The organism is Rhizobium sp. NFR07, from assembly GCF_900111905.1.
Classification (GTDB): Bacteria; Pseudomonadota; Alphaproteobacteria; order Rhizobiales; family Rhizobiaceae; genus Neorhizobium.
Map to the genome: position 1 here is coordinate 59,759 of NZ_FOKM01000023.1, position 16,046 is coordinate 75,804.

Annotated in this window: 17 protein-coding genes; 11 read left to right on the plus strand and 6 right to left on the minus strand. The window is 62.0% G+C overall.

The features are described 5' to 3' along the window. The first annotated feature begins 2 nt into the window (after window positions 1-2). From BM216_RS30990 to BM216_RS35150, 8 genes are all read left to right on the plus strand, one after another. The gene (locus BM216_RS30990) at window positions 3-1,631 is read left to right on the plus strand and encodes an alpha-D-glucose phosphate-specific phosphoglucomutase (protein ID WP_093003892.1); all 1,629 of its coding nucleotides are present in this window, start codon (window positions 3-5) and stop codon (window positions 1,629-1,631) included. A 37-nt stretch (window positions 1,632-1,668) separates the two neighbouring features. Continuing rightward, complete coding sequence (locus tag BM216_RS30995; protein WP_093003894.1) at window positions 1,669-2,076, plus strand: GFA family protein; 408 nt, start codon at window positions 1,669-1,671, stop codon at window positions 2,074-2,076. Then, a complete protein-coding gene (gene glgX, locus BM216_RS31000; protein WP_093003896.1) occupies window positions 2,073-4,004 on the plus strand; it encodes a glycogen debranching protein GlgX in 1,932 nt (643 codons plus the stop codon). Before BM216_RS30995 ends, glgX begins: the two co-directional genes overlap by 4 nt. Before the next feature lie 50 nt (window positions 4,005-4,054). Further along, window positions 4,055-4,540: a MaoC family dehydratase gene (locus BM216_RS31005; protein WP_093003898.1), complete on the plus strand. Its 486-nt coding sequence runs from the start codon at window positions 4,055-4,057 to the stop codon at window positions 4,538-4,540. Window positions 4,541-4,774: 234 nt separating this feature from the next. Beyond that, the gene (locus BM216_RS31010) at window positions 4,775-6,016 is read left to right on the plus strand and encodes an SAM-dependent methyltransferase (RefSeq protein ID WP_093003900.1); all 1,242 of its coding nucleotides are present in this window, start codon (window positions 4,775-4,777) and stop codon (window positions 6,014-6,016) included. 8 nt (window positions 6,017-6,024) lie between these two features. Then, window positions 6,025-7,014, plus strand: a complete 990-nt coding sequence (locus BM216_RS31015) for an ornithine lipid hydroxylase OlsE (protein WP_093003902.1) — start codon at window positions 6,025-6,027, stop codon at window positions 7,012-7,014. Between the two features lie 78 nt (window positions 7,015-7,092). After that, window positions 7,093-7,332 (plus strand): hypothetical protein, encoded by a 240-nt coding sequence (locus BM216_RS31020; RefSeq protein ID WP_093003904.1) that lies wholly within the window; start codon window positions 7,093-7,095, stop codon window positions 7,330-7,332. Then, entirely contained in the window at window positions 7,332-7,463 is a 132-nt protein-coding gene (locus BM216_RS35150) for a hypothetical protein (RefSeq protein WP_280141724.1), read from the plus strand. The genes BM216_RS31020 and BM216_RS35150 overlap by 1 nt, the downstream gene beginning before the upstream one ends. Before the next feature lie 6 nt (window positions 7,464-7,469). Here the strand turns inward: BM216_RS35150 and BM216_RS31025 are convergent, their stop codons facing one another. The 6 genes from BM216_RS31025 to BM216_RS31050 all read right to left on the minus strand — a co-directional run bounded on the left by BM216_RS31025 (window position 7,470) and on the right by BM216_RS31050 (window position 14,141). Beyond that, window positions 7,470-7,775, minus strand: a complete 306-nt coding sequence (locus BM216_RS31025) for a hypothetical protein (RefSeq protein ID WP_093003906.1) — start codon at window positions 7,773-7,775, stop codon at window positions 7,470-7,472. A 76-nt stretch (window positions 7,776-7,851) separates the two neighbouring features. Beyond that, on the minus strand, window positions 7,852-8,400 hold the full coding sequence (locus BM216_RS31030) for a sarcosine oxidase subunit gamma (RefSeq protein ID WP_093003908.1): 549 nt from the start codon (window positions 8,398-8,400) through the stop codon (window positions 7,852-7,854). Continuing rightward, entirely contained in the window at window positions 8,393-11,371 is a 2,979-nt protein-coding gene (locus BM216_RS31035; RefSeq protein WP_093003910.1) for a sarcosine oxidase subunit alpha, read from the minus strand. Before BM216_RS31035 ends, BM216_RS31030 begins: the two co-directional genes overlap by 8 nt. Beyond that, the gene (locus BM216_RS31040) at window positions 11,368-11,724 is read right to left on the minus strand and encodes a sarcosine oxidase subunit delta (protein ID WP_093003912.1); all 357 of its coding nucleotides are present in this window, start codon (window positions 11,722-11,724) and stop codon (window positions 11,368-11,370) included. Before BM216_RS31040 ends, BM216_RS31035 begins: the two co-directional genes overlap by 4 nt. 19 nt (window positions 11,725-11,743) lie before the next feature. After that, on the minus strand, window positions 11,744-12,997 hold the full coding sequence (locus BM216_RS31045; protein WP_093003914.1) for a sarcosine oxidase subunit beta family protein: 1,254 nt from the start codon (window positions 12,995-12,997) through the stop codon (window positions 11,744-11,746). A 169-nt stretch (window positions 12,998-13,166) separates the two neighbouring features. Then, window positions 13,167-14,141 carry a zinc-binding dehydrogenase gene (locus BM216_RS31050; protein WP_093003916.1) on the minus strand — a complete coding sequence of 325 codons (975 nt, stop codon included), beginning with the start codon at window positions 14,139-14,141 and terminating at the stop codon, window positions 13,167-13,169. 309 nt (window positions 14,142-14,450) lie between these two features. Here BM216_RS31050 and rpsU point away from each other — a divergent pair, with 309 nt between their 5' ends. From rpsU to BM216_RS31065, 3 genes are all read left to right on the plus strand, one after another. Beyond that, entirely contained in the window at window positions 14,451-14,681 is a 231-nt protein-coding gene (gene rpsU, locus BM216_RS31055; RefSeq protein WP_093003918.1) for a 30S ribosomal protein S21, read from the plus strand. Between the two features lie 123 nt (window positions 14,682-14,804). Continuing rightward, complete coding sequence (locus tag BM216_RS31060) at window positions 14,805-15,695, plus strand: tetratricopeptide repeat protein (RefSeq protein WP_093003920.1); 891 nt, start codon at window positions 14,805-14,807, stop codon at window positions 15,693-15,695. 65 nt (window positions 15,696-15,760) lie between these two features. Further along, window positions 15,761-16,046: helix-turn-helix domain-containing protein (locus tag BM216_RS31065; RefSeq protein ID WP_143102847.1), on the plus strand; the 286-nt coding region annotated here is incomplete at its 3' end.

Sequence of the window (16,046 nt, forward strand, 5' to 3'; positions counted from 1 at the left end):
GTATGATCAAGACCGTCGCAACGACCCCTTATCAGGATCAGAAACCGGGCACGTCCGGCCTGCGCAAGAAGGTCCCGGTCTTCGCCCAGGAAAACTACGCGGAGAACTTCATCCAGTCGATCTTCGACTCACTCGAAGGCTTTGACGGCAAGACGCTGGTGATCGGCGGCGACGGCCGGTACTACAACCGCGAAGTCATCCAGAAGGCGATCAAGATGGCGGCCGCCGCCGGCTTCGGCAAGGTCATGGTCGGCCAGGGCGGCATCCTCTCGACGCCCGCCGCCTCCAACGTCATCCGCAAATACAAGGCCTTCGGCGGCATCGTGCTCTCCGCCAGCCACAATCCCGGCGGCCCGACCGAAGACTTCGGCATCAAGTACAATATCGGCAATGGCGGCCCGGCACCGGAAAAGATCACCGATGCCATCTTCGCCCGCTCCAAGGTGATCGACACCTACAAGATCGCGGACGCCGCTGACCTCGATCTCGACAAGATCGGCACGTTCAAAGTTGAAGGCATGGCGGTCGAGGTGATCGACCCGGTTTCCGACTATGCCGAACTGATGGAAGAGCTCTTCGATTTCGGTGCAATCCGTGCGCTGATCGCCAGCGGCGTTCGCATCGCGATCGACTCGATGGGTGCGGTCACCGGCCCTTACGCGAAGGAAATCTTCGAAAACCGTCTCGGCGCGCCGGAAGGCTCGGTCCGCAACGCGACGCCGCTGCCGGATTTCGGCGGTCATCACCCGGACCCGAACCTCGTCCACGCCAAGGAACTCTATGACGACGTCATGAGCAAGGACGGCCCGCATTTCGGCGCGGCTTCCGATGGCGACGGCGACCGTAACATGGTGGTCGGCAAGGGCATGTTCGTCACTCCTTCCGACAGCCTCGCAATCATCGCCGCCAATGCCAAGCTCGCCCCAGGCTACGCCAAGGGCATTGCAGGCATCGCCCGCTCCATGCCGACCAGTGCCGCCGCCGACCGCGTCGCCGAGAAGCTCAAGATCGGCATGTACGAGACCCCGACCGGCTGGAAGTTCTTCGGCAACCTGCTCGATGCCGGCAAGGTCACCGTCTGCGGCGAGGAAAGCTTCGGCACCGGTTCCGACCATGTGCGCGAGAAGGACGGCCTCTGGGCAGTGCTCTTCTGGCTGAACATCATGGCGGGCCGCAACGAGAGCGTCGCCGAGATCGTCAGGAAGCACTGGGCCGAATACGGCCGCAACTACTATTCGCGCCACGACTATGAGGAAGTGGATTCGGATGCTGCAAACGGCATGATGACCGCGCTGCGCGACAAGCTCGCAAGCCTGCCGGGCCAGACCTTCGGCGCCCTCAAGGTCGCGGCCGCAGACGACTTCGCCTATCACGATCCGGTCGACGGCTCGGTCTCCAAGAACCAGGGCATCCGCGTTCTCTTCCAAGGCGGCTCCCGCGTCGTCTTCCGCCTCTCCGGCACCGGCACCTCTGGCGCGACGATCCGCGTCTATGTCGAACGCTACGAGCCGGATGCGGCAAAGCACGGCATCGACACCCAGGAGGCGCTGGCTGACCTGATCGCCGTGGCCGACGAGATCTCCGAGCTGAAGAAGCGCTCCGGCCGCAACGCACCGACGGTCATCACCTGACCTGATCGACAGGGCGCGAAGGCGAGGAAAGCAGACCGTGGCGACGAGAACGGCATCCTGTAGCTGCGGTCAGCTCCGCATCGAGGTAAATGGCGAGCCGCTGGGTGTCGGCGTCTGCCATTGCCTTTCCTGCCAGCAGCGGACCGGCAGCGTGTTTGCCGCCCTCGCCGCCTTTCGCACACCCTACACGGTGACCGGCGAGGCGCGCGAATACCTGCGCACGGGCGACCAGGGCGGACGTTTCCTCTTCCGCTTCTGCCCGGTTTGCGGCACCAATCTTTTCCATACCGAGGAAGATGTCGGAGACAGGTCTGTCGCGGTGGCGGTCGGCGGTTTTGCCGACCCTTCCTTCCCGCCACCGGAAGCATCCGTCTACGATTGCCGCAGGCATGGCTGGGTCGTTCTTCCTGCCGATGTAACCGTCTACGACAAGGACCCCGAATGAAGCTCGGCGCCACCCTCACCCCTGAAGGCGCCGATTTTGCCGTCTTCTCTGCAAGCGCGGAAAAGATCGAGCTCTGCCTTTTCGATGCCGAAGGCGCTACCGAGACCGAACGACACGAGATGGTTCGCGGTGAAGGCGACATCCACCGCGTTTCGGTAAGAGGCCTGAAAGCCGGCCAGCTTTACGGATACCGCGCCCATGGCGCCTACGACCCCGATCGCGGCCTCTGGTTCGACCCGTCCAAGCTGCTGGTCGATCCCTATGCCAAGGAACTGGACCAGCCCTTCCGGCACGACCGCGATCTGGTGAAATACCAGGCCGACACCGCCGCTCTGGTGCCGAAAGCCATCGTCACGGCGGATGTCACGGCCAAGGTCGCGCCTCCCCTCCTTGCGCCCGGCGGCCTTGTCTATGAAGTGGCCGTAAAGCCCTTCACCATTCTCCACCCGGACGTGCCGGAGGATATCCGCGGCACGGTCGCCGCGCTCGCCCATCCGGCCATCATCGCGCATCTGAAGCAGATCGGCGTCGATGCCGTCGAGTTGATGCCGATCACCGCCTGGATCGACGAACGCCATCTGCCGCCGCTCGGGCTGACCAATGGCTGGGGCTACAATCCGATCGCCTTCATGGCGCTCGATCCGCGCCTTTGCCCCGGCGGCATGGCCGAGCTCAGGAAAACCGTGGCAAGACTGCACGAGGCGGGCATCGGCCTCATCCTCGACCTCGTCTTCAATCATTCCGGCGAGAGTGACCGCTACGGCGCGACGATCTCGATGCGTGGCCTCGACAACCTCTCCTACTATCGCCACCTGCCGGATGATCCGGGCGAGCTGATCAACGATACCGGCACCGGCAACACGCTCGCCGCCGACAACCCCATGGTCCGCCAGCTGATCATCGATACGCTCCGCCATTTCGTCCAGCACGCCGGCGTCGACGGCTTCCGCTTCGATCTGGCACCGATCGTCGGCCGCAACGCGGAAGGCTTCGCCGCACATGGCGGAACGCTCGACGCCATGCTGTCCGACGACGTGCTGAAGGACCGCGTCTTCATCGCAGAGCCCTGGGATATCGGCCCCGGCGGCTACCAGCTCGGCAATTTTCCCGCTCCCTTCCTCGAATGGAACGACCGCGCCCGCGACGACATGCGCCGCTACTGGCGCGGCGACCAGAGCATGACCGGCACACTCGCCACAAGACTTGCCGGTTCCTCGGATGTCTTCGAAAAATCCGGCGAGACCCGCAGCGTCAACTTCCTCGCCGCCCATGATGGCTTCACACTGTTCGATCTCGTTTCCCATGACCACAAGCACAATGATGCCAATGGCGAGGACAACCGAGACGGTCACAACGAGAACCTGTCCTGGAACAACGGGGCCGAAGGCGCTACCGATGATCCGACAATCCAGGAGCGCCGCCACACCGACGTGAAGTCGCTGCTGTCCACGCTCTTTGCCAGCCGCGGCACGATCATGCTGACCATGGGTGACGAGGGCGGCCGCTCGCAGCAGGGCAACAACAACGCCTATTGCCAGGACAACGAGATCACCTGGATGGACTGGTCCGCACTCGACCCGGACCTCATCGGCCATACGGCGATGCTGGCGAACGTGCGCAAGCGCTTTCCAGTCTTTTCCGAAACAGGCTTCTTCACCGGCAACGGCGATGTCGAGTGGATCGCGCCCTCGGGCGAGCCGATGCAGGTTTCCGACTGGGAAAACCCCGACAACCGGCTCTTCGGCATGATGCTGGCAACCGACGACCGCCAGTCCGGCACACCCGCAAGACTTGCAATCCTCTTCAACCGCGGCCATGAGGATGCGGGTTTCTCCCTGCCCGGCTCGGGCTGGCGCGAACTTTCCTCCGGTGAGCCCTGGGGCGGATACCTTCCGCCCCGCTCGGTGCGCTTCTGCCTTCTGCAGTAAGACGCCGTCCATGGGCCACCTTCCGACTGACGACGATCATGGTGGGCTGAATGCGTGAAATTTCGCTGGCGGACGTGCCGGGACTGGTGGGGCAGGAAATCGGCGTCTCCGACTGGATCACCGTCGACCAGACGATGATCAACCAGTTCGCCGACGCGACGCTCGATCATCAGTTCATCCATGTCGATCCCGAGCGCGCCGCGACCGAAAGCCCCTTCGGCGGCACCATCGCCCACGGCTTCCTGACGCTCTCGCTGCTTTCCGCGATGAATTTCGACGGTATCCCGAAGATCCGCGAACAGACGATGGGCATCAATTACGGTTTCGACCGCGTCCGTTTCATGTCGCCGGTAAAAAGCGGCGCCCGGGTGCGCGGCAATTTCACCCTGTCCGAGCACCGCTTCCGCGGCGCCGGCATGCTGATGATGACCTATGACGTTTCCGTCGAGATCGAGAACGAGAAGAAACCGGCGCTTACCGCCACCTGGATCACCATCGTCCAGTTCGACCCGAAGGACCGGCCGGACGACGCTTGAGGCCGAGCTGCCGGCACCATCCATACGAGACACCTCTGCACGCCGGGCGGCGGGGCCGTTTCATGCGTGACACAAAATTATCGGGCGCCGGCCAGACCGCGATTTTTTGACTATCGCCTTTGGATTGCGGTGCTAGTCTGCCTTCAATCATCCATGCAGGCGCCATGCGTATTTGCCAGGCGTCGAAAACGAATAGCAATTTTCAGATTATATATTGGCGACCGGCGAGGTTTCATGTTTCCGCTTTCGCACATGATGAAATCCTTCATCCGCAAGGGCAGGCTGACTGTCATAGACGCGGACGGTCAACGCCATGTCTTTTCCGGCACGCCGGGGCTCGAAGTCACCATGCGCCTCACCGACAAGCGGCTTTACCGAAGCCTCGTGTTCAATCCGGAGCTTGCGGCCGGCGAGGCCTATATGGATGGCACGATGCGTTTCGAGGACGGCTCGTCGCTCAAGGATTTCCTGACGCTGTTCTCCGTCAACCGGCTTTCACTCGGCTCCTATCCCCTTCAGAAAGCGCTGCGGGCGATCAAGATGCGGTTTCGCAAGCGACAGCAGTCGAACCGCAAGGGACAAGCCCAGCAGAACGTCGCCCATCACTACGATCTCGGCAACGAATTCTACAAACTCTTCCTCGACGACAACATGCTCTATTCCTGCGCCTATTTCCGCGATCCGGGCGAGACGCTGGAACAGGCGCAGCGCAACAAGCTGCGCCTACTGGCCGCAAAGCTGGGCCTCAAGGACGGCATGAAGGTGCTGGATATCGGCTGCGGCTGGGGTGATCTGGCGCTCTATCTCGCAGCACTCGAAAACGTGCAGGTGACCGGCGTCACCTTGTCGAAGGAGCAGCAGGCGCTGGCATCGCGGCGTGCGCAGGATGCCGGCCTCGCCGACCGGGTCAAATTCGAACTGCGTGATTATCGAGATGTCGATGAGAAGTTTGACCGTATCGTTTCCGTCGGAATGTTCGAGCATGTCGGCGTGCATCACTACGACGAGTATTTTTCCAGGATCAACGCGCTGATGCCGGACGACGGCGTCATGATGCTGCATTCGATCGGCCACATGAGCCCACCCGGAATGGCAAGTCCGTGGCTCAGGAAATACATCTTTCCGGGCGCCTATTCGCCGGCGCTGTCGGAAGTGTTCGACGTCGTCGAGCGCAACAGCCTGTGGGTGACGGACCTCGAATTCCTGCGCGTCCACTACGCCATCACGCTCGCCCACTGGACCGCCCGTTTCGAGGCGAACCGCGACAAGGTGATCGCGCTCTATGACGAACGTTTTGCCCGGATGTGGGAATTCTATCTGATCAGCGCCGAGATGATGTTCCGCACCGGCAGCCAGCTCGTCTTCCACATGCAGCTATCGCGGCAACGCGATGCCGCGCCGATAGTCCGGGACTATATCACTGACAAGCAGCGCGAATATATCGAGCGAGAGAAAGCGCTGAAACTGGATCTCTGAGAGACGTCATGAACAGGTTTCGCAATTCACTTCCCTACACCGTCCTCTCATGGGCGATCTGGCCCGCCATTTTCTGCGGCGGCCTTGTCGGCGCCCATTTCGCCTTCCAGTCGACGGCGCATCTCCTCTGGTTCAACGTCGTCTATCTTTCGGTCGTTGTCACGATCGCCATCTTCGAGCGCCTCATGCCCTATGAGGAGACATGGCTGAAAGGCGATGGAGACACCTTCAACAATCTCGCCCATACGCTTCTGAGTAAGGGCGGCGTGCAGATCGCGGCGGCCATCGGCACCTCCGCGCCAATGGCGGTGGCGATCCTTGCCCAGCCCGTTTTCGTCATGCCGGTTCGTCTCTGGCCCGACAGCTGGCCGCTGTTCCTGCAGGTCGTTCTCGGGCTCGTCATCGCCGAGTTCGGCCTCTATTGGGCCCATCGGCTTGCCCATGAACACAATTCGCTCTGGCGCTTCCACGCGCTGCATCACAGCGTCGAAAGCCTCTGGGTCATCAATACCGGGCGTTTCCACATCGTCGATTCGCTCATCAAGATCGCACTCAGCCAGATCCCGCTCTACCTGCTCGGCGCGCCACTGGAGATCTTCCTCTGGATCGGCGCCGTGACCGCCTTCATCGGCCTTCTCACCCATTGCAACATCGAGGTGAGAACAGGACCGCTCGACTGGATCATGAGCACGCCGCGCCTGCATCGCTGGCACCATTCGAAACTGCTCGCCGAAGGCAATACGAACTACGGCGAGAACCTCGTCATCTGGGACCAGGTCTTCGGCACCTATTTCAACCCGCCGCGACCCTCATCGATCGACATCGGCATCAGCGGCCGTGTCGCCAAAAGCTTCCTCGGCCAGCTCGCCCAGCCCTTTTCCAACAAGGGCTACCGGGAGATCATGGGCCGCAAGCCGAAGGAAGTCGCACCTGTTGCCGCTCCCGCAGCTGGCCAGCTTTCAGATGAAGATGCAGCGGTGACGACGCCTGCGGAATAGGCAGGCGACCAGTCTTTAACGACGTTTGACACCAGCCAAGCTCAACCTATGATCGCGCCTAGGGATAGGGGTTGATCCATGGGCGATCTGAATGCTGCCGAAATCGAGCAGACGAAACTGCTGACCAATGCGATGGATCGTGCCTCGACGGCTTGCTTCACCGTGGGCGTGTTCACGCCGCTTGCGGGATACGGTTATGGTGTTGCGGCTTTTGCCTCCATTCCCGTCTCACAAATACTCACCGGCATCGCGAGTTGGTTTTTCACCGCAATCGGACTACATTACGTTGCAAGACGAACCTTGAAGAGGCTCGCGTGATGGATTTTTGGACATTTTACGGTTATGTACTGCCGGCCATTATTATGGTCGGGGCCGTTTTCCTTTATCTTCTCCACGAATGGGATCTCGACCGGAAGATCCGCCGCCGCCAGCAGCATCCCGGCGAGTGACGCCCCTTATCCCATCTCGAACATCAGCAAACCGAGCAGTGGCGGTATCGCCGCCCCGATCACGATCGGCGCCGTCCGCGGTGCCGTGAGCCCAACCGCAGAGCCGGCGATGCCGGACGCGATCAGCGCTGCCATCGGCATTGTGAGGTTGCGGTCGAGGCCCGGGGCAAAGGAGGCGAGAAGCGCCGCGACCGCGGCAACACCGCCGACGAGAACGCCCTTCCACAACTCGATCCCGGCAAGTTTCGCCGCTACCGTTCCGCCAGCCACCGCAGCCGCGAGGCCGAGCACGATCCATAGAATCTCCGGCATAGAAAAACCCTCCCACGTTTTGATGGGAGGGTGCGGCATCATCGGGCCGAGTTCAAGTTAGGCGATGGTCGAAGCCTCATAGAGCCGCGTCCCGCGCGCCTTCCGAAAGAAGGCCGAAGGCGTAGTCCGAGAACGACCGCCAGACTTCCATGCGGAAGGCATCTTCGGCGGTCCGCAGCAGCACGACTTCCACCTTGCCGAACAGCGTGCGCGAGCATGCGCCGACCGGGAAGGCATCGAGCGACAGGTCCTGCGGGCAACCTCCATTGATAGCGGAGGCCGCACCGGCACCGGAAACCAGGATCGCCGTGTTGCGGTGGGAGACGTCGGTCGCCGAATGCAATGCGCCGGAATTGGCGGCTGCGGTCATCAGCCCGCTTTCGCCTTCATCGATCACCAGCCATTCGTCCGGTCCGAGCCACAGCGCCGTGCGGCCATTGGCGTAGACGGACGTCTTCGGCTTCATCGGCAGGTCGACGCCAAGAGCGCTCGAAAGAGCCGGCACATCCTCGGCACGGACGCGCAGCGAAATGCGCGTGGCGGGCGCCGCAGGCTCCAGCCGCACGATGGCAGAACCGCCATGGACGCCGGATAGCGGAAGGCTACGGGTTGCTAGTTCAGCCATGGATGCGGCCTCCTTCCTTGTCGACGAACACCATGTCGGTCACTTCGACGGCGATCGTCCTGTCCGCCATAGGCACGTAGAGCGTCTCACCCATCCGTGCCCGTCCGCCGGCGACCAGCGCAATGGCAATCGAGCGGCCGAGATTTTCCGACCAGTAGGACGAGGTGACATGGCCGAGCATGGTCATCGGCTTCGGCTGGTTCGGATCGGCGACGATCTGGCCGCCCTCTTCCAGCACTTCCTTCGGATCCTTGGTCAGCAGCCCGACAAGCTGCTTGCGGCCTTCGCGCACAAGGTCCGGGCGCTTGAGGCCACGGATGCCGACGAAATCCGTCTTCTTCTTGGAAACGGCCCAGCCATAACCCGCATCGTCGGGCGTCACCGTTCCGTCGGTATCCTGACCGACGATGATATAGCCCTTCTCGGCGCGCAGCACGTGCATCGTCTCGGTGCCGTAAAGGCAGGCCCCCATGCTTTCGGCACGCTCCCAGATCGCCTTCCAGACGTCAGCGCCGTAGTCCGCCGGCACATTGACCTCGAAGCCGAGTTCGCCGGTAAATGACATGCGGAACAGGCGTGCCGGCACGCCCATGACCGTGCACTCGGCAACGCTCATATGCGGGAAGGCCTCGCCCGAAATATCGAGCCCCTCGACGAAGGGCTGGATAATCTCGCGCGCTTTCGGACCTTGCACCGCGATCACGGCCCACTGTTCCGTGGTCGAGGTCAGCCAAACCTTCAGATGCGGGAACTCCGTCTGCAGATAGTCTTCCATATGATGCAGCACGCGCGGCGCACCGCCCGTCGTGGTCGTCACATGGAACCGGTCTTCCGCCAGCCGCCCAACAACGCCGTCGTCATAAATGAAACCGTCTTCACGGGTCATGATTCCGTAGCGGCTCTTGCCCGGCTTCAGCGTGTCCCAGGCGTTCGTATAGAGCAGGTTGAGGAAGGCTGCCGCATCCGGCCCGACCACCTCGATCTTGCCGAGCGTCGAGGCATCGAAGACACCGCCGATGTCGCGCACCGTCTTGCACTCGCGGTTGACCGCTTCGTGCATGGTCTCGCCGCGATTCGGGAAATACCAGGCGCGCTTCCAGTTGCCGACATCCTCGAATTCGGCGCCTGCCGCTGCTTCGAGATCATGCATCGGTGTCTTGCGCGCCGGGTCGAACAGGTCGCCGCGCGAATGGGCGACCAGTGTTCCGTAGGTCACCGGCGTATAGGGCGCACGGAAAGTCGTCAGACCCACCTGCGGTATCGGCCGGCCGAGCATTTCGGCAGCGATCGCCAGACCATGCATATTGGATAGCTTGCCCTGATCGGACGCCATGCCGTTGGTGGTAAACCGCTTGATATGCTCGATCGAATGCATGCCCTCGCGCACGGCAAGGCGGATGTCCTTTGCCGTCACGTCATGCTGGAAGTCGACAAAGGCCTTCACCGCTGTCTCCGGCCCGGCCCCTTCGGCCGCGCCGATCATGCCGCCCGTCCAGTCAAACCTGTTTTCGCCCGATACGACAACCGAGCCGCCACCCGCCGTGATCGCTTCGTCGATCAGTTCGGGCAGATCGTCGGTGCCGTTGCAGGCGCCGATGGAGACACTGTTCTGTGCATAGATATCCGGCACGAAACGCTGTTTCGCCTCGTCGAATTTCAGCTTGCCGCGCGACTGCGAGAACAGATGCACGGACGGCGTCCAGCCGGCCGAGACGATCAGCGCATCGACCTTGATCTTGCGGCGATCGAAATTGCCGTTGCGCGCCACCGTCATCGACGAGACGCGCAGGCGACCGGCGGTATCGACCACCGCATGGCCGGTCAGCACATCGATGCCGAGCTTGCGGGCTTCTGCCAGAACCGCCTCACCCGGCTTGTCGCGGCTGTCGACGATCGCCGCGATCGACACGCCGGCGCGCTTCAGGTCGAAGGCCGCTTCGTAGGCGCTGTCATGCGCCGTATAGACGCCGACATTCTTGCCGACGGCAACGCCGTGATGGTTGAGAAAACTGCGTGCCGCAGACGCCAGCATGATGCCCGGACGGTCGTTATTGGCAAACACCATGTGCCGCTCGATCGAGCCGGTCGCAAGAATGGTGCGCTTCGTCCGCACCTGCCAAAGCCGCTCGCGCGGAGCATCCCTGCCCGGCCGCGCGACATGGTCGGTAACGCGTTCGACAAGGCCGAGAAAACCGTGATTGTAATAGCCGAACACCGTCGTGCGGGTCAGCACGGTGACGTTAGGCATGGCCTTCAGCTTGGCAGCCGCAGCTTGCGCCCAATCATAACCGTTCTGGCCGTCGATCATGGTCGAGGCATCATAATGCAGCGCCCCGCCGACTTCCGGCTGTTCGTCGACGAGAATGACCTTCTGGCCCGTTGCAGCGGCGGAAAGCGCCGCGGTCAAGCCGGCAACACCGGCACCGGCGATCAGCACGTCACAGTGAACATAACGGCTGGCATAGTGATCCGGATCGTCTTCGGTCGGGGCGACGCCGAGGCCGGCGGCGCGGCGGATGATCGGTTCGTAGATCTTGTGCCAGGCTTCGCGCGGCCACATGAAGGTCTTGTAGTAGAAGCCGGCGGCGAAGAAGGGCGACACGACGTCGTTCAGCGCGCCGATATCGAAGGAAAGTGACGGCCAGCGGTTCTGCGAGGCGATCTTTGCGCCGTCGAACACTTCCTGCACGGTGGCGCGCACGTTCGGCTGGCGGCGGGCGGCACCGCGCGACACGTCGAGCAGCGCATTAGGCTCCTCCGGACCAGCGGTCAGAATGCCGCGTGGGCGGTGATATTTGAACGAACGGCCGAGCAGATGCACACCGTGCGCCAGAAGCGCGGAGGCGACCGTATCGCCTTCCAACGCCGTGTAGCTCTTGCCGTCGAAGGTGAAGCGGGCGGTACGCGCCGGCGTGTGGCGCCCGGCGCCCTTGATGCGGAACGCGCCGGTCGTGTTGGAGGAACCGCTCATCGTGCGTCTCCTTCGGTCTGTTCCCACGTCTCGACGGATGTCTCCTCGGCGATCGCGGCAAACCTTTCGGCGACCGGCACCGGCTGCTTGGGCAGGCCCGCCTTGTAGGTCATCAGGAAACTGTCACTCACCGTATCGCGCGCCGCGTTGAAGAAGCGACCGCAGCCATGGATATGCCGCCACCGTTCATAGGTGAGGCCTTTTTCGTTGTTGCGCAGGAAGAAAAACTCCGCGAATTCCTCGTCGGAAATCGCCGCGATATTCTCCGGCCGGGCGATATGCGCCTCGCCGGCCCATCGGAATTCCAGCTCCGAGCGGTCTTCCTCGCAATAGGGGCAGTGGATCAAAAGCATCTGGTCTTTCCCCTAATTATCAATGCGCGACGGCGGCGGCGGCCGCTTCGTCGATCAGGCGTCCGGTGCGGAACCGGTCGAGCGTCAGGCCGGCAGCCAGACGATGCGGCTCGCTCTTTGCGATCAGATGCGCAAACAAGTTGGCAGATCCCGGCGTCGCCTTGAAACCGCCCGTGCCCCAGCCGCAATTGACAAACAGGCCCGGTACCGGCGTCACGCCCTGGATCGGCGAACGGTCCGGCGTGTTGTCGGTAATGCCGCCCCACTGGCGCATCATCTTCACGCGACGGAAGATCGGGAAGAGCTCGCAGATCGCATCCAGCGTATGGGTGATGATCTGCAGGCCGCCGGTCTGCGAATAGGAATTGTACTGGTCGGTACCGGCGCCGATGACGAGCTCGCCCTTGTCGGACTGCGAGATATAGGCATGCACGGTGTTGGACATGACGACGCAGGGGAAGATCGGCTTCAGCGGCTCCGAAACCAGCGCCTGCAGCGGGTTGGAATGCAGCGGCACGCGCACGCCCGCCATTTCCATCACGACCGACGAGTGACCGGCGGCGGAAACACCGATCTTCTTGGCGCCGATAAAGCCCTTGGACGTCTCGACGCCTTGCACTTCACCATTCGGCCCGCGGCGAATGCCGGTGACTTCGCAATTCTGGATGATGTGGACGCCGCGATCGGATGCCGCACGGGCATAACCCCAGGCCACCGCATCATGGCGGGCCGTGCCGCCACGGCGCTGCAGGGCGGCACCATTGATCGGGTAACGCGCGGTCTTGGAAATATCGAGAACCGGCACAAAGGCCTTGGCCTGTTCCGGCGACAGCCACTCGTTGTCGATGCCGTAGAGCCGGTTGGCATTGATATGCCGCTTGAACGACTGCTGGTCATGCACATTGTGCGACAGCATCATCACGCCGCGCGGCGAATACATGGTGTTGTAGTTGAGATCCTGGCTCAGGCCTTCCCACAGTTTCAGGGAATGCTCGTAGATGTCCATGCTCTCTTCATAGAGATAGTTGGAGCGGATGATCGTCGTGTTTCGACCGGTATTGCCGCCGCCGAGCCAGCCCTTCTCGATCACCGCGATATTGGTGATGCCGTGTTCCTTGGCGAGATAATAGGCGGCGCCGAGACCATGGCCGCCGGCGCCGACGATGATGACGTCGTAGCTCGAACGCGGTTCCGGAGACGTCCATTGCGCCTCCCAGCCCTTGTGAGCACGCATCGCCTCGCGAGCTATGGCGAAAACCGAATATTTGCGCATCGCGCCTCTCTTCCTTGCTCGATCCCGTACTCGGCGCCATCGCGCGTCTTATCGACAGGCGAGCGGCGACCTTTGGGTAGTGCGATACCCATCGCAAATCAATATGCGCCGCAATGGCCACATTGCGACGCATCGGAAGATTGTTTCGACACCGCTGATTTTGCTTGGGTCAGCTCCGGATCAGCACCTTGCCCTTGCGATGGGGAGCAGCCGCCGCGGCGACCGCCTTTGCGACATCGTCGAGCGGAAAGATATCCGACACGCCGAGTTTCACCTCGCCGCTCGCAACGCCCCCTACGATCTCTCCGATCAGGCTTTTCATTCTTTCCGGCGCGATCGTCGGCCCGACCTTGGCCAGCCAGAAACCCTTCACCACCGCCTGCTTGAAGATCATGTCCGAGGCGGAGAGCTGCATCGGCTCTCCTGACATCAAGCCGAAGGAAACGAGCGTACCCTTCTCGCCGAGTTCAGACAGAAGCTCGCCCGAGGATGAACCGCCGACACCGTCGATGGCAAACCTGATGGAAGCGCCGCCCGTCAGCCGTGCCACCTCCTGTGTCCATTCCCGCGAGGAGGTGGAGACGACATTGCCAATACCGAGATCGGCCAGCTCGGCAACCGCGTCATCGCGCCTGACCAGATTGACGACGTTGATGCCACGGCGCCTGGCGAACATCGCAAGCGCCACCCCGACTGCGCCGTTGGCCGCGTTCTGGATGATCCAGTCGCCCTTCTGTGCCTCGACGAAGTCCAGCAACGCAAGCGCGCTGAGCGGCATCGAGACGAGCTGCGCTCCCGCTTCATCCGGGATCGAATCTGGCAGTGGCACGGCACGCGCCGCATCCGCGAGATAGTAGTCCGCCCAGGTCCCCTGCCCTGAAACCATGACCCGCTGGCCGGTCTTGAGGTGGGTGACGCCGTCGCCCAAGGCATCGACTATACCGGCGGCCTCCGTCCCGGCCACGGCCGGAAGGCTTGGCTTCACACCATATTTCCCTGCGATCGTCAGCAGGTCGTGATTATGGATTGTCGCCATCGCCATGCGGATTCGCACCTGGCCCGGTCCCGGCTCGGGCGTCGGCCGCTCGTCTATGGCAAGGACCTCGGCGGGATTGCCGAAACTGGAATAGATGGCGCTGCGCATGAAGCTCTCCTGCAGTAACCCAATGGGCCGAAATATGATCGACCAGCCGCGCCGAAAGCCTCATTAAAGGCAAATGGACCTGGAAGCGGCTCGCCTTGCGTTCCATATAGACTCCACTCAGCGCACGAACACCCTTGTTGCCGGCGCAACCATTTTTCGTGTTAACCACCAAAGCGCATCTGGACTTCGGCGGACTCATCTGCTATCTGCCTTCACCAATCGCACGGCTTGACGCCGGGCATGAGTATTCTTTCGCCTCGAATCCGCTGGTTCCCAGGCGAGTAACAAACCAAAGGAACGGGATTTCACGTGCAGGTACTTGTCCGCGACAATAATGTTGACCAGGCTCTCCGCGCTCTCAAGAAGAAGATGCAGCGCGAAGGTATTTTCCGCGAAATGAAGATGCGCGACTACTACGAAAAGCCGTCGCAGAAGCGTGCTCGCGAGAAGGCTGAAGCTGTTCGTCGCGTCCGCAAGCTGGCTCGCAAGCGCATGCAGCGCGAAGGCCTGCTTCCGTCGACCCCGCGCCCCGCTCGTTGATCGGCCGTCTTTTCGACGCTTTTATGTGATTATGGAGCGGAGGCGACTTGGGCGCCGCCGCTTTTTTAATTTCAAACGGTCCGCAAATGGCCGTTTCAATGCTGGGACGAGGAATCGCGCCTTATGGCCGCAAAGACTGCCGTTGTGACTGACGTGTACCGCAATTCCGGCCTTTCGCTGATTGCTTCCCTTCCCTCGGCAAAGATCTTCTTGCCAGCCGCCATGCTCGGCGTGATGACGCTGGCGGGTTGCGCCACTGGCCCGACGACCACCGACCTCATACGCGTCGACCGTGCCCAGGGCTCCCAGGAAAACATCGCCTCGCTGACATCCGTCATCAACGCCAATCCGCAGGATCCGGAAGGCTATAACAGCCGCGGCTCCGCCTACGGCCGCGCCGGCGAGTTCAAGCGCGCAGTGGACGATTTCAACCGCGCCATCCAGCTCAACCCGCAATTCTACCAGGCCTATGCCAACCGCGCCCTGGTCTATCGCAACATGGGACGGCCGGCCGACGCGGCCAACGATTATAATCGTGCGCTTCAGCTGAACCCGAACTACGACGTCGCCTATATCGGCCGCGGCAATATCTATCGCCAGGCGGGCCGTAACGACGAAGCCTTCAACGACTTCAACAAGGCGATCCAGCTCGACACGACCGACGGTCGCGCCTATCACAATCGCGGCCTGATCTATCAGGTGCGCGGCCAGCACGCCCAGGCGATCGAGGATTTCTCCAAGGCCATCTCGCTCTCGTCCGGCTCGCCGGAACCCTATAACGGCCGCGGCATTTCCTATGTCGCCCTGAACGACGACGATAACGCCTTCGCCGATTTCAACCATGCGATCGAACTGAACGACAAGCTGGCGGAATCCTGGGCCAACCAGGCACTGGTCTACGAGCGCCGCGGCGATCGTGCCCGCGCCTATAAGTCCTATTCCCACGCAGTGCGGCTCGACCCGAACTATAAGCCTGCGGTGGAAGGCTCTGCCCGCACCCGCGGCAACAGCTGATAGACAAACGGCCCGCCCATCTGAACTGACCCCGGAAAGTTGGACCCAACTTTTCGGGGTTTTGCATGTCTAGATACAGCATATCGTTCAAGCAGTCGGTGGTGTCTGCCTATGCGGGTGGTACGGATGGTTTCCGTGCGATCGGCACTCGGTTCGGGATTGATCATTCGACGGTTCGCAAGTGGGTGGCAATCCATGCGGCTCACGGTCTTTCGGGGCTGGAGAAGAAGTTCAGCCGCTACGATGCCGAGTTCAAGCTATCGGTACTTCATCGGATATGGGAAGATGGGCTTTCCCATCGTCAGGCTGCGGCGGTTTTCAACATCCGCAACAAGAGCAGTATTGCCGATT

What these genes read in the sequence shown, in the direction of transcription:
- BM216_RS31010 (WP_093003900.1), top strand. Translation starts at nt 4,775, where the DNA reads ATGTTTCCGCTTTCGCACATGATGAAATCCTTCATCCGCAAGGGCAGG.
- BM216_RS31025 (WP_093003906.1), bottom strand. Translation starts at nt 7,775, where the DNA reads ATGCCGGAGATTCTATGGATCGTGCTCGGCCTCGCGGCTGCGGTGGCT.
- BM216_RS31035 (WP_093003910.1), bottom strand. Translation starts at nt 11,371, where the DNA reads ATGAGCGGTTCCTCCAACACGACCGGCGCGTTCCGCATCAAGGGCGCC.
- BM216_RS31040 (WP_093003912.1), bottom strand. Translation starts at nt 11,724, where the DNA reads ATGCTTTTGATCCACTGCCCCTATTGCGAGGAAGACCGCTCGGAGCTG.
- BM216_RS31050 (WP_093003916.1), bottom strand. Translation starts at nt 14,141, where the DNA reads ATGCGCAGCGCCATCTATTCCAGTTTCGGCAATCCCGCCGAGGTCCTT.
- BM216_RS31015 (WP_093003902.1), top strand. Translation starts at nt 6,025, where the DNA reads ATGAACAGGTTTCGCAATTCACTTCCCTACACCGTCCTCTCATGGGCG.
- BM216_RS31020 (WP_093003904.1), top strand. Translation starts at nt 7,093, where the DNA reads ATGGGCGATCTGAATGCTGCCGAAATCGAGCAGACGAAACTGCTGACC.
- BM216_RS35150 (WP_280141724.1), top strand. Translation starts at nt 7,332, where the DNA reads ATGGATTTTTGGACATTTTACGGTTATGTACTGCCGGCCATTATTATG.
- glgX (WP_093003896.1), top strand. Translation starts at nt 2,073, where the DNA reads ATGAAGCTCGGCGCCACCCTCACCCCTGAAGGCGCCGATTTTGCCGTC.
- BM216_RS31060 (WP_093003920.1), top strand. Translation starts at nt 14,805, where the DNA reads ATGGCCGCAAAGACTGCCGTTGTGACTGACGTGTACCGCAATTCCGGC.
- BM216_RS31030 (WP_093003908.1), bottom strand. Translation starts at nt 8,400, where the DNA reads ATGGCTGAACTAGCAACCCGTAGCCTTCCGCTATCCGGCGTCCATGGC.
- BM216_RS31045 (WP_093003914.1), bottom strand. Translation starts at nt 12,997, where the DNA reads ATGCGCAAATATTCGGTTTTCGCCATAGCTCGCGAGGCGATGCGTGCT.
- BM216_RS31005 (WP_093003898.1), top strand. Translation starts at nt 4,055, where the DNA reads ATGCGTGAAATTTCGCTGGCGGACGTGCCGGGACTGGTGGGGCAGGAA.
- BM216_RS30990 (WP_093003892.1), top strand. Translation starts at nt 3, where the DNA reads ATGATCAAGACCGTCGCAACGACCCCTTATCAGGATCAGAAACCGGGC.